The following is a 12,472-nucleotide window of genomic DNA, read 5'->3' as shown; positions in this document are numbered from 1 at the left end:
TTTTAGTTAAAAAGTCTTTAAACACAATAATTTATAGATAAATAGATTATATATTTCTTAAATTTATAGAGATAAAGCCAGATCGGATGGTTGCTTATCCGCCCTATTCATGTTGATATAAATGTCTAGAATACAGCTCATAATGTGTGACTCGAATGAACAATAAAATCTATTTGTCGACAGTTTTAGCCCTCGGACTCAGTGCCCTTTCATTCACCAGCCATGCCAGTGAACTGGACCAGTATCTGCAACAAAAACAGATCATTGATGCCGAGTACAAAATCAAGAATACGACCGGACTTAATGAAATTCTGAATATTATTAGTGTGGAAGATTCACGCACCCTGCCGTATCAGGTCGATCAGAATACGATTATTGAACAGATGCAGCTATTTGCAGACCGAGTTGAAGTGAAAGGTTTGATTAGCAGCCCGGATTTCGAGCAGTTTGCTCAGGATGTTGGCCATAGCGAAGTGAAAAAAATCATGAAAAAGAATTTACTGCAGAATTGCGAGATGATTTTTGAGCATCAGTTCCAACGCGTCAATCCCTACCGGATTGAGCTGCAGTTAAGCTCGGCGCAGCAGCAGTATCAGTTACAGCTAAAAAATTCGGAATGTCAATTCTAAACCAACCCGATTACTCACTAACTGCGGTAGTAAATCCTGCCGCAGTAAATTCCCATTTTCAGCCCACAATGACAATAGAAAAATTAACGCACCAGGCCTTGTGGCTGCAAAATAATAATCAGCGCGCCGCACATCACCACCAGACCACCCAGCAGATCCCAACGACTTAAACTGACTTGATCGACAAATTTCAGCCACATCAGCGCGGTAAAAATGTAAATTCCACCATAAGCGGCGTAAATTCGCCCTGATGCTGCCGGATGCAAGGTTAACAGCCAGACAAATACCGCTAGAGCCAATACCGTAGGCAACCAGAGCCAATGTGATTTCCCCTGATTCAAAATTAAATAAGGAAAGTAACAGCCCAAAATTTCCGCCACCGCCGTCACCAAGAACAGACAAACCGTGGTCAGAATTTTAGTGATAGAAAAATCCATAAAAACTCACAATACAAGTGACGCGCAGCTTTCCAATAGAAAGGCAAAAAAGGTAAGCCTTAAGCAAACAAAAGCCCGTGCGTACACGGGCTTTTATATTCAAGTACAGGATTAAGCCGGTTCAGCGGTTTGATCTTCAAATACTTCGAGTTTCAAACCGGTGGCTTTACCGTTTTCTTTCTTGACCGATACAGCTACATTGCCGCCATGTTCCGCCAGCTCACCAAACAGGATCATCTCTGCCAGTGGTTTCTTCAGGTGTTCCTGAATTAAGCGCTGCATTGGACGTGCACCCATTAAACGGTCATAGCCATGTTCAGCCATCCATTCACGTGCATCCTGATCTACTTCAAGAATGACTTTTTTCTCATCCAGCTGGGCTTGCAGTTCAGTCAGGAACTTGTCGACCACGCTTTCAATCACGCTGGTCGGCAAGGCTTTAAACTGAATCACGCTGTCCAGACGGTTACGGAACTCAGGCGAGAAGGCCTTTTTCATTGCTTCCTGGTTGTCATTACTGTTGTCCTGTTCCATAAAGCCAATGCTGACACGAGAAATACTTTCTGCACCAATATTGGTGGTCAGTACCAGCACCACATTACGGAAGTCTGACTTACGCCCGTTATTATCGGTCAATGAGCCATGATCCATAATTTGCAGCAACAGGTTAAACACATCCGGATGGGCTTTTTCAATTTCATCGAGTAGCAGCACACAATGCGGATTTTTATGAATCGCATCGGTGAGCAAACCACCCTGATCAAAACCGACATAGCCCGGCGGCGCACCAATTAAACGGGACACCGCGTGGCGTTCCATGTACTCCGACATATCGAAGCGGACCAGCTCGACACCCAGCAATTTGGCCAGCTGCTTGGTGACTTCAGTTTTACCCACCCCGGTCGGGCCGGCAAATACAAAACTACCCACTGGTTTATCAGGCGATTTCAAACCGGCGCGTGACAGTTTGATGGCAGATGCTAACGCTTCAATCGCTTCATCCTGACCGAACACCACACGTTTCAGATCACGTTCCAGATGCTCAAGCACAGTCTTGTCATCTTTAGACACCGTTTTCGGTGGAATACGGGCAATTTTCGCCACAATATCTTCGATATTTTCCACGGTAATCAGACGATCTTCCTGTTCATCTTTCAGACGGCGCTGTGCACCGGCTTCATCAATCACGTCAATGGCCTTGTCTGGCAAGAAACGGTCATTAATGTATTTAGATGACAACTCAACCGCAGAAACCAGTGCTTTATCATCATATTGGACATGGTGGAAATCTTCAAATTTTGATTTCAGGCCACGTAAAATATCAATGGTTTCAGGAATTGATGGCTCATTGACATCAATTTTCTGGAAACGACGCGACAAGGCATGATCTTTCTCAAAGACCTGACGATATTCCTGGAACGTGGTCGAACCGATACAACGCAAAGTGCCATTGGCTAGCGCCGGTTTAATCAGGTTCGAGGCATCCATGGTGCTGCCCATGCTGGAACCGGCACCAATAATCATGTGGATTTCATCAATAAATAAAATCGCTTCCGGCTTTTTCTTTAACGCATTTAACAGCTGTTTCAGGCGTTTTTCAAAATCACCGCGGTATTTGGTTCCGGCCACCAAGGCACCAATATCCAGACTGTAAATTTCTGAATTGAGCAGTGGTTTTGGCGCTTTACCATTCACGATTAACCAGGCCAGACCTTCGGCAATTGAGGTTTTACCCACCCCCGGATCACCGACCAGCAGCGGGTTGTTTTTGCGACGGCGACATAAGATTTGCGCGGCGCGTTCAATTTCTTTTTCACGGCCAATCAGTGGGTCAGTTTTGCCCTTCACCGCTTCATTGTTGAGGTTGGTGGTATACAGCTCCAGCGGACCGCTATTGGCCGAAGTTGAGCTTTCCCCATCGAGTTCTTCAATTTCTTCTTCGGCTTGCGATTCTTCTTTACGCGTACCATGAGAAAGATACTGAGTTAAGGTTAAACGGTTAATTTGATGGCGTTTTAATAGATATACGGCAAAAGAATCCCGTTCCGAATACATCGCAACCAGAATATCTGCGCCTTCGACTGTGCGATCACCACCACTGGATTGCACATGGAAAATTGCTCGTTGCAAAATACGGTCAAAGCTTTCCGTTGGATGCGGTGCCTGATCGCTGTTTTCACCGAGTTTAGGGGTATGTTGTTCTACATATTCTTCAAGTTCTTTGCGCAGCACAATAATATCTGCCCCGCATGCTTTTAGCGCATTTACTGCAGAATCATTGTCGAGCAAAGCCAATAATAAATGTTCTACCGTCAGAAACTCATGTCTCTTTTGACGAGCCATGCTAACAGCCAAACGTAATGATACTTCTAATTGACGACTGAGCATGTAACCCCCTTAGTTTTTAGGCTCAATCTGACAAAGTAATGGATGACCTTGAGATCGAGCGTAATTATTGACTTGGTTTGCTTTGGTCTCTGCGATGTCTCGCGGATAAACCCCTGCAATACCTTTTCCTTCGTAATGTACAGTTAGCATTACTTGAGTCGCTTGGTCAAGATTCATTGCAAAGTATTGTTGTAAAATTTCAATTACAAAGTCCATTGGGGTGTAGTCATCGTTCAATAAAACGACAGCGTATAGTGGTGGACGCTTTAATTCAGGCGGCGCCGTCTGTACGGCAATGTCTCCGTCCTCATGCTCATTCGGCTCATCCGTACTTAAACGCGGATTAAAATGCCAGTCCACCATGCCGGACTGCTGAAAAGACTGTTTGATTTCGTTTAAACAAATTGGTCGTTTGTTACTTCGCATAAGAGATTTATTTCACAGTTATTGCGCAGTGGCTTCTGCTTGCGGAATTTCAGAGATAAAGGCAGAAGGCGCTTCCGTGGCTTTTCCACGTGCCCAGCTGAATCGTTTGGTCACAGGGGTACTACCAGTTAAACGCACTTCAATAAATTGCGGACTAAAGCCTTTTGGCATGGTCCAGCGACCGGTCAGGCGCTCATAATTATCAAAATTGAAATTATTGTCTTCCATAGGCACCACCAGCACCTCGGTGCCCTGAATCAGACGCAGTTCAACATTACCTGAAGCACGGCGCTTATTCGGGCTGATCTGCACCAGATCGAGCTGATATTCATAGGCATTATCGGGTAAAGGTTTAATCCCAATATTCTGGATGGTTAGACTTAAACCACCCCGATCACGCAGCACTTCACGGTATAAATTGCCCATGCCATCGGCCTGGATTTTATCATTACGTGCCTGATTCAGTGCCGCATACAGGTCATTGGCATTGCTGACCGCTACATCACGCTCCTGAACCGCTGCATTCAGGGTTTTATTCAAGGTTTCCAGACGAACTTTCTGTTCCTGTACGACTTCAACCAGCTGCTCTGCATCGGCATCATAACCGACCACAGTCAAACCCTGACGATGCCCCACCGAATAGCCCAAAAAGCCGCTGCCTAACATTAATACAGCTGCACCGAGTACGAGAGGTAAATTGCTTTGCATAAAAGGTTTTTTCGGTGGCGTCGGTTGTGACGTGGTATTGGTATCCGTATTCTGCATCGTCATCTCTTGTTTTGATTGCATTCAAACCACACATTTAAATCGAAATCTAAATGTGTGTGAAGTCGAAAAGCGTTTCTTATGGTAATAGACCAATCACCTCGAGGCCAGCCTGCTCTGCAAAGCCAAACATCAGGTTCATGTTTTGTACTGCCTGACCGGCTGCACCTTTCACCAGATTGTCCTGTGCCACCAGTACGACCAGTTTCTTCGGTTGCGGCTTGTACAGCGCAATACGCAACTGGTTGGCACCGCGTACTGAACGTGTTTCTGGTGAGCTGCCTGCCGGCATTACATCTACAAACTGCTCTTGCGCATAGAACTGTTCATATAGCGCCTGTACATCAAGTGCATCACCTGCATCGGTCAGGTCAATATACATGGTGCTGAGCATGCCACGAATCATCGGTACTAAATGCGGTACAAACACAATGTGGTTAAACACATCTTTTTGACCGGAAATATTTTCCAGTGCTTCCACAATTTCCGGATGATGACGGTGACCTGCCACCCCATAAGCCTTGAAGTTATCGGCATTTTCAGAGTAAATCATGCCCAGGCTGGCTTTACGGCCGGCGCCGGATACGCCCGATTTGGCATCAATAATAATACTTTCAGGTTTAATCAAGGTTTCAGCAGATTTTAATAATGGTGCCAAACCTAATTGCACGGTAGTTGGATAACAGCCCGGGTTGCCAATCACCTGTGCAGTTTTGATCTGCTCACGGTTCAGTTCAGATAAACCATAGACTGAATCTTTAAGAATCTCTGGGCAGGCATGTTCCATGCCGTACCATTTTTCGAATTGGGCCAAATCCTGTAAACGGAAATCTGCCGCCAGATCAATCACTTTGGCATTGGCAGCAACCAGATCGGCCGCGTGTTTCATGGCAACACCGTGCGGCGTGGCAAAGAACACCACATCACACTGTTTTAAATCTTCAATATTTAAATCTGAATAGCATAAATCGGTATGACCACGCAGACTTGGGAACATATCATCGACACGGCGACCAGCTTCAGTACGTGAGGTTAATACAGTGACCTGTACCTCTGGATGTCGTAGTAAAAGACGTAAAAGTTCAACGCCTGTATAACCTGTACCGCCGACAATACCTACTGAAATCACGTTCATACCTCAATCAAGTGTGCTATGTTCAATAAAGCAGTAGTATGACAGGAAGTTTGTGCTTTCTAAACCTTTTTACTCGGTATTGATGGTTTTTTGTCTTATGTATCTATTGGATCGATCAGAGTACTGATTTTTCAAGAAAATGAACGAGGAATGGGTGAGTTCAACAAGGATGACCCGGCACCCTCACCCCAACCACCAATACGGCAACTGAAAGCGTTTTAAAAATTGTCGATGCTGCTGAAACTCAGGATCATGCCGCGCCACCTCTGCCCAAAAGCGCGGGCTATGATCAAAATGGCGGGTATGCGCCAACTCATGCACACAGACATAACGACAAATCGCTTCTGGCATTAATACCAGCGCACTATTCAGCATAATATCGTGGCGGGCCGAGCAACTGCCCCAACGGGTTTTCGGCTGGCGGATATTGCAGCCGTTAAAGTTCAGCCCGGTATCCAGACTTAACTGTTCTAAATACAGCGGCAAATGCTGCTTGGCATAGGCAATAATAAAAGTTTTTAAATAAGCTTCAGAATGACGATCACTAATCCAAAGCCGTAAAGCAGATTCATCCCAGATAAAATTCTGTTTCTGGCTCTGATAACTAATCTGAATAGGCGTATTGAGATTAAACAGTTGTAATTCAGCAGGCAGGCTCTGATCAACCCGCTGCAACTGGGCCTGTTGCGCTTGCCAGGTTTTTAACAGCCAGCTTTCGGCATCGGCAATAAATTTCTGGATTTGACGATTGCTACAAAAAACAGGCGCCGTGACTTTAATCTGCTGACCATCGACACGTAAACGCAGTCGCGTCGCACGAACATTACGGGTGATTTGAATTTCAGGAAGGTCGGATAATGTCATTATTGTTCTTTTTAGAGAGTCCTCCCCGAGCCTCCCTTAATAAAAGAGGGGAAAAGCCCCTCTTTTTTAAAGAGGGGTTTGGGGAGATTAACTCTTAAAGCTGTTAAGTTTAAATTGCTGTACGCTCTTCAATACCGTTATTGGTTGCAACAATAGCAATATCAGCTTTGTTTAAAGCAAAAATACCGTTACACACCACACCCGGAATGTCATTGATGGTTTTTTCCAGTTCCAGTGCGTTCAGGATGTTCAGGTTATAAACATCTAAAATCACATTGCCGTTATCGGTTACCACACCTTCACGGTACGCCGGATCACCCCCAAGTGCGACCAGCTTGCGTGCCACAGCAGAACGCGCCATTGGAATTACTTCAACCGGTAGCGGGAATTCACGGCCCAACTGTTCAACCCATTTTGAATCATCGACGATACAAACAAATTTTTTCGCAATCGACGCGACAATTTTTTCACGGGTTAACGCCGCACCGCCACCTTTAATCATGTGCATATGACGGTCAATTTCATCTGCGCCATCGACATAGGCATCTAAACCGCCCACGCTGTTCATATCCACGACTTCAATACCCAGCTTTTTCAGGCGCTCTGCCGTTGCTTCAGAACTGGCTACAGCCGCTTCCAATTGCAATTCAGGCAATAAATCGATGAGGAAATTGACGGTACTGCCTGTGCCTACACCCAGAATCCCGCCTTTAGGCAAATGTTTTAAGGCTGCTTTTGCCGCAGCTTGTTTCTTCTCATCTTGGGTTGCATACAGACTCATGACTTCGCTCAACTATTTTTTGACATTTGATGCTGATTTTACAGCCCAAATGTACAGGGGTTTGTTACAATAAACCCCTATTTTAAACTGTTAGATGGAAGATTAACATGCTGTCTCGTTTGGTTCGACAAATTTTACAAGCAACAGTCTACGATGTTGCAATCGAAACCCCACTCGAAGCAGCGCCACGAATTAGTGAACGACTGAATAACAACATCCGCTTCAAGCGGGAAGATTTACAACCGGTCTTTTCTTTCAAACTACGCGGTGCCTATAACCGTATTAGCCAACTACCTAAAGCGCAGTTAGAACGTGGCGTGATCACAGCTTCAGCCGGCAACCATGCTCAAGGCGTGGCTCTTTCAGGAAAAAAACTGGGGATTCGTGCCATTATCGTGATGCCTAAAACCACGCCAGATATTAAAGTACAGGCGGTAAAACGTTTAGGTGGCGAAGTAGTACTACACGGCGATTCGTTTGATGTAGCCAACAAATATGCCATTCAGCGTGCCCAGGATGATGGCATGACCTTCATTCCACCTTATGATGATGAACTGGTCATGGCCGGCCAAGGCACCATCGCCAATGAAATTTTACGCCAATGGCGCGATGTCGATTATGTCTTTGTTGCCGTAGGTGGTGGTGGCCTAATTGCCGGTGTAGCAGCGTACTTGGGTGATGTCGCTCCGCACGTCAAAGTCATTCCAGTGGAATATGATGAATCGGCCTGTCTGAAAGCAGCCTTAGAAGCTGGTGAACGTATTGTTCTGCCTTCGGTCGGTTTATTTGCCGATGGTACTGCGGTGGCACAAATTGGTGAAAAACCATTTGAGGTCATCCGTCTTCAAAAATCAGATAATTCTGGTCCAATTGTTGAACCTGATGTGGTACTGGTCAATACCGATGAAGTCTGTGCAGCAATTAAAGATACCTATGACGAATGCCGTAGTATTGTAGAACCATCTGGTGCAATGGCGTTGGCAGGGATTAAAAAATACGTCGCTGAACACGGCATTCAAGGCAAAAATATCGTGTCTATTGTTTGTGGTGCCAACATGAACTTTGACCGTTTACGCTATATCGCGGAACGTACTGAACTCGGTGAGCGTAAAGAAGCAATCTTTGCCGTGACCATTCCTGAACAGAAAGGCGCTTTCCTGAGTTTCTGTCGTGCCCTGCAAGGCCGTAACATCACCGAGTTTAACTATCGTGCCAGTGATGAATCGGCGGCACAGGTCTTTGTCGGCATTAGCTTAAAAGGCGGTGAAAAAGAACGTAATGACATCTTTGAGGCCTTGAAAGTGCAATATGATGTTGATGATCTGTCCGATGATGAAGTGGCCAAACTGCACATCCGCTATTTAATTGGCGGTCATGCCGATATTGAAAATGAACGTCTGTTCCGGGTGGAATTTCCGGAGCGTCCAGGCGCCCTGCTGACCTTCCTGGAGCGTTTAGGCCCGACCCATAACATCACCCTGTTCCATTACCGTAACCACGGCGCCGCCGAAGGCCGTGTGCTGGTGGGTCTGGAAGCCAGCGATGCCAAACAGAACCCGGACGGGCTGATTGAAACCCTGGAAAGCATTAGCTATCCATATGCGGAAATTAGCAATAACTTAGGTTATCAGCGCTTCCTGAAATAAAATCCAGTTTAAAAAACCGCCATTTGCTGGCGGTTTTTTATTGGTTTACACAAACACCCTAAGAAAAATGATGTAAATATCCACCTGATCTTTAAAATAAATTTATATTCACGCTAACCATAAAAATGTAATTAGGAACACACTATGGCGCAATTTGCAGTCATTGGCTTAGGCAGTTTTGGTGCCACCGTTGCCACGCAACTGGTCAGCCTGAAACATGATGTGATTGGCATCGATATTAATAAAAAATATGTGGAAAATATTGCCGAGGAAATTACCCACGCCGTGATTGCCGATGCCACCGACGAACACGTGCTACAGGAGCTGAATATTCAGAACTGTGATGCGGTGGTGGTGGCCATTGGTGAAGATATTGAAGCCAGTATTTTATGTGTGCTGCATCTGAAAAATATGGGGCTGGAAAAAATTTATGTCAAAGCCAAGTCCAAAGCCCACCATATGATTCTGACCCATCTACAAGTCAGCAAAATTATTCATCCGGAAGAAGATATGGGCGTCCGCATTGCCCAGTCACTGAGTTATCCGATGGTCAGCCGCTATATGGCGCTGGAAGATGATCACTTTATTGTCAAAGTCGAGGTGACTGAAGCCTTAAACGGCACGCGCTATCATGAATTTATCGGTCATGCGCCAGAAGTGAAAACCCTACTGCATAAACGCGGCAGCGAGATTCAGCTCAGCCTCGATCCGCAGTTAATTATGCAGCAAGGCGATATTCTGGTGCTCGAAGGCCAGCTTGATCAGCTGAAACGCTTATCCAAGCATTTTAAATAGCCATGAATCACATGACGAAGAATAAGACTGCCTATAAAAATACGGCGAAGCCCAGCACAGCAACCACGGTCAATTTAAGCCCGCCGAGTCTGCTCGCACTGGGATTTTTAAGCTTTATTGTGATCGGCACTCTATTACTGAAACTGCCCTTTTCCCATCAGGGGGATCTGAGCTGGTTACAGGCTTTATTTACCGCCACCTCTGCGGTGACCATTACCGGCTTGTCGGTGGTCAATGTCGGTGAAGCCTATACCGTATTTGGCCAGATTGTGATTATGCTGTTGCTGCAATGCGGCGGGCTGGGCTTTATGACTTTCGCGATTCTGGCTGCCATGAGCCTGTCACCAAAAATTGGCTTAAAACAGCAGATGATGGCACAGGAAACCATTGGTCAGACCAGTCTGGCGACGGTGGGCTTTACCATTAAAGGCGTATTACTCTATTCGCTTTTTTTTGAAGGCATCGGCACCTTTATTCTGACCCTGGCCTGGCTGCAAGATTATGATTTTCTGGAAGCCTTTTTCTATGCTGCCTTTTATAGTGTTTCGGCTTTTAATAATGGCGGATTTTCATTATTTCCCAACAGTTTAATGAGCTTTGCCGACCAGTACCTGATTACCTTTACCATCAGCATGCTCTACATTATTGGCGGTGTGGGCTTTGTGGTGCTGATGGACATTAAAAAAACCCGGCGCTGGCATAAACTCAGCGCCAACAGCAAGCTGATTCTCTCCACCATTCTGGGCTTAAACCTGTTTGCCTTTATTACTATCTGGCTGCTCGAAGCCAGTAATCCTGCGACGCTGGCCGCCATGAGCCTGACTGATCAGGCCTGGAATGCCTGGTTCCATGCCACCGTGCCCCGTTCTTCCGGCTTTAACAGTCTGGATATTGCCAGCATGAGTGATGCTTCCAATTTGCTGACCATGTTTCTGATGTTTATTGGTGGTGGCTCTTTAAGTACCGCCGGCGGCATTAAAGTCGGCACCTTTATTATTGTGGTATTAAGCGTGATCAGCTTTTTAAGACGCGCCGATGAAGTGCGAGTGTTTAATTATTCAGTGCCGGAAAAAACCACCTTTAAAGCTTTGGCTGTGGTGTCGATTACTGCATTTTTAGTCTTTGCCGGGATTTTCAGCCTGTTGCTGCTGGAACCTGAACATGAGTTTATGGATTTGCTGTTTGAGGCAGTTTCTGCAGCCTGTACCGTGGGTTTGTCTCGCGGAATTACAGGGGAATTACAACCCTTAAGTCTGGTGGCCTTAATGCTGCTGATGTTTGCCGGCCGTTTAGGCCCACTGACCCTGGCCTATTTAATTGCCACGCCCAAACGCAGCCGCCTGCAACATCCCACCACCGATATTCAGATTGGTTGATTCGCGAGTTTCGTTATCAGCTGAAAATAAAAAAGCCACTGTTCACAGTGGCTTTTTGCGGGTGCATGAATTTAGAACCAGTTCATTAATGATACACCTAGGCCGACATAGGTCGCGCGGTGGTTATAATCAATCAGGCTTTCTCCATAGCCATCAAACAGCTGGAAATGCCCTCTTAATTTGCCGCTAATCGGGAATACCCAGTCAAACTGGGCAGCGCCATGCGCATCATCTCCGCCTTTTAGGCTATGCCGTAACATCAGTGAGAAATCATGATCTTTCCAGCGGTAGAATGCCAGCATATCGCCACGGCCAATATAGTTTTTAATGTCCGGGTTGTTGTCATCACTGCGGTCTTCTTCAATGCGATACCACGGACGCAACATCAGCGCGAAATTGTTCTTTTCAAAGCCCAGATTCAAAATGACCCGGTTCCAGCTACGTGACAGCGGATCGGAACGGCCATTGGACTGATGGTTCAAGGTCAGGCCTAACAAGCGCCCATTCAAGCCCAGAATCTCATAATTAGTTCTGAACATTAAACTGGCTTCAGGTTCATAATTGGTTTCACGAAATGGGCGTGATTCTTCACCATTAAAAACCTGCCAGCGTGAGGACTGGGTATAACCGAGCCAGAGATCGCCATTATCGCCCAACAGGTTTTCAACCGCTTTGGTTTTTAGTGACAACTGGAATTTGGCTTCGGTTGATGTCAGGTTCTGCTGCTGTGCCTCAGTAACGGTATTGTTTTCATTGGGACTGGATGGACGTTCGTTTTTATCGGAGGTCCAGAAGCCCGGCATCAGATACACCGGTTGATAGGCCCGGATATTCCAGGTGCCCAGCTTGCTTTCGGGTGCCAGTTCCCAGCGTTTATCCAGTAACGACACGTTCGGATCAATATGTGAGCCTTCCAGTGAAAACAGGTTGTTCACCCCGGCCACAATTTTTTCCTTGACAGTTTCTGGTGGAGGGGCCAATTGCTGTGCCGCCTGACGCTCGGAAACCAGATCAGCCTTTTCCGCTTCCGGCAGCTTGAATAAAGCATCATAACAGGCTAAACGCTCGGCATTGGACTCCAGCGCCACACAGGCCTCCGGTGTCTGCGGAATGGTGACCACCGTTGCTTCCAGCGCCTGTACATGTGTCACAAACAAAGCGCTGAGTGCAGTAACACTCAGCGACCAGCTTGTGCGCTCAACAGGATTGAACGCCATAGAACTTCCTCTA

Annotated in this window: 12 protein-coding genes; 4 read left to right on the top strand and 8 right to left on the bottom strand. The window is 46.2% G+C overall.

The genetic code is table 11. The features are described from left to right. The first annotated feature begins 155 nt into the window (after positions 1-155). Positions 156-629 (top strand): hypothetical protein, encoded by a 474-nt coding sequence (locus P253_RS03775; protein ID WP_016658171.1) that lies wholly within the window; start codon positions 156-158, stop codon positions 627-629. An 83-nt stretch (positions 630-712) separates the two neighbouring features. On the opposite strand, the gene P253_RS03770 is transcribed toward P253_RS03775, so the two are convergent. The 7 genes from P253_RS03770 to rpiA all read right to left on the bottom strand — a co-directional run bounded on the left by P253_RS03770 (position 713) and on the right by rpiA (position 7,425). Then, entirely contained in the window at positions 713-1,066 is a 354-nt protein-coding gene (locus tag P253_RS03770) for a YnfA family protein (RefSeq protein ID WP_005177718.1), read from the bottom strand. A 111-nt stretch (positions 1,067-1,177) separates the two neighbouring features. Then, positions 1,178-3,454, bottom strand: a complete 2,277-nt coding sequence (clpA, locus tag P253_RS03765) for an ATP-dependent Clp protease ATP-binding subunit ClpA (RefSeq protein ID WP_005177712.1) — start codon at positions 3,452-3,454, stop codon at positions 1,178-1,180. Positions 3,455-3,463: 9 nt separating this feature from the next. Then, positions 3,464-3,880, bottom strand: coding sequence for an ATP-dependent Clp protease adapter ClpS (gene clpS, locus P253_RS03760; RefSeq protein ID WP_035363010.1), 417 nt, complete (start codon positions 3,878-3,880; stop codon positions 3,464-3,466). Between the two features lie 18 nt (positions 3,881-3,898). Continuing rightward, positions 3,899-4,645, bottom strand: coding sequence for a DUF6776 family protein (locus P253_RS03755; RefSeq protein ID WP_016658173.1), 747 nt, complete (start codon positions 4,643-4,645; stop codon positions 3,899-3,901). Positions 4,646-4,724: 79 nt separating this feature from the next. Beyond that, the gene (argC, locus tag P253_RS03750) at positions 4,725-5,780 is read right to left on the bottom strand and encodes an N-acetyl-gamma-glutamyl-phosphate reductase (protein ID WP_171066689.1); all 1,056 of its coding nucleotides are present in this window, start codon (positions 5,778-5,780) and stop codon (positions 4,725-4,727) included. Positions 5,781-5,963: 183 nt separating this feature from the next. Beyond that, on the bottom strand, positions 5,964-6,644 hold the full coding sequence (locus P253_RS03745; protein WP_016658175.1) for a M48 family metallopeptidase: 681 nt from the start codon (positions 6,642-6,644) through the stop codon (positions 5,964-5,966). 109 nt (positions 6,645-6,753) lie between these two features. After that, positions 6,754-7,425, bottom strand: a complete 672-nt coding sequence (rpiA, locus tag P253_RS03740) for a ribose-5-phosphate isomerase RpiA (RefSeq protein WP_005177689.1) — start codon at positions 7,423-7,425, stop codon at positions 6,754-6,756. A gap of 107 nt (positions 7,426-7,532) precedes the next feature. Between rpiA and ilvA the strand changes: the two genes are divergently transcribed. From ilvA to P253_RS03725, 3 genes are all read left to right on the top strand, one after another. Continuing rightward, a complete protein-coding gene (ilvA, locus tag P253_RS03735; protein WP_016658176.1) occupies positions 7,533-9,071 on the top strand; it encodes a threonine ammonia-lyase, biosynthetic in 1,539 nt (512 codons plus the stop codon). 144 nt (positions 9,072-9,215) lie between these two features. Continuing rightward, positions 9,216-9,866 carry a potassium channel family protein gene (locus tag P253_RS03730; RefSeq protein WP_016658177.1) on the top strand — a complete coding sequence of 217 codons (651 nt, stop codon included), beginning with the start codon at positions 9,216-9,218 and terminating at the stop codon, positions 9,864-9,866. A gap of 11 nt (positions 9,867-9,877) precedes the next feature. Beyond that, positions 9,878-11,242: a TrkH family potassium uptake protein gene (locus P253_RS03725; RefSeq protein ID WP_016658178.1), complete on the top strand. Its 1,365-nt coding sequence runs from the start codon at positions 9,878-9,880 to the stop codon at positions 11,240-11,242. Between the two features lie 71 nt (positions 11,243-11,313). Here the strand turns inward: P253_RS03725 and P253_RS03720 are convergent, their stop codons facing one another. After that, positions 11,314-12,459 (bottom strand): phospholipase A, encoded by a 1,146-nt coding sequence (locus tag P253_RS03720; RefSeq protein WP_016658179.1) that lies wholly within the window; start codon positions 12,457-12,459, stop codon positions 11,314-11,316. Positions 12,460-12,472 lie beyond the last annotated feature (13 nt).

It is taken from the genome of Acinetobacter indicus CIP 110367 (genome assembly GCF_000488255.1).
GTDB classification, from domain to species: Bacteria; Pseudomonadota; Gammaproteobacteria; order Pseudomonadales; family Moraxellaceae; genus Acinetobacter; species Acinetobacter indicus.
The sequence above is the reverse complement of the archived record's forward strand: the minus strand, read 5'-3'. Positions and strand labels throughout refer to the sequence as shown.

Excerpts from the sequence above, each read along its gene's own strand:
- P253_RS03775 (WP_016658171.1), top strand. The coding sequence starts at position 156 with ATGAACAATAAAATCTATTTGTCGACAGTTTTAGCCCTCGGACTCAGT.
- P253_RS03770 (WP_005177718.1), bottom strand. The coding sequence starts at position 1,066 with ATGGATTTTTCTATCACTAAAATTCTGACCACGGTTTGTCTGTTCTTG.
- clpA (WP_005177712.1), bottom strand. The coding sequence starts at position 3,454 with ATGCTCAGTCGTCAATTAGAAGTATCATTACGTTTGGCTGTTAGCATG.
- clpS (WP_035363010.1), bottom strand. The coding sequence starts at position 3,880 with ATGCGAAGTAACAAACGACCAATTTGTTTAAACGAAATCAAACAGTCT.
- P253_RS03755 (WP_016658173.1), bottom strand. The coding sequence starts at position 4,645 with ATGCAGAATACGGATACCAATACCACGTCACAACCGACGCCACCGAAA.
- argC (WP_171066689.1), bottom strand. The coding sequence starts at position 5,780 with ATGAACGTGATTTCAGTAGGTATTGTCGGCGGTACAGGTTATACAGGC.
- P253_RS03745 (WP_016658175.1), bottom strand. The coding sequence starts at position 6,644 with ATGACATTATCCGACCTTCCTGAAATTCAAATCACCCGTAATGTTCGT.
- rpiA (WP_005177689.1), bottom strand. The coding sequence starts at position 7,425 with ATGAGTCTGTATGCAACCCAAGATGAGAAGAAACAAGCTGCGGCAAAA.
- ilvA (WP_016658176.1), top strand. The coding sequence starts at position 7,533 with ATGCTGTCTCGTTTGGTTCGACAAATTTTACAAGCAACAGTCTACGAT.
- P253_RS03730 (WP_016658177.1), top strand. The coding sequence starts at position 9,216 with ATGGCGCAATTTGCAGTCATTGGCTTAGGCAGTTTTGGTGCCACCGTT.
- P253_RS03725 (WP_016658178.1), top strand. The coding sequence starts at position 9,878 with ATGACGAAGAATAAGACTGCCTATAAAAATACGGCGAAGCCCAGCACA.
- P253_RS03720 (WP_016658179.1), bottom strand. The coding sequence starts at position 12,459 with ATGGCGTTCAATCCTGTTGAGCGCACAAGCTGGTCGCTGAGTGTTACT.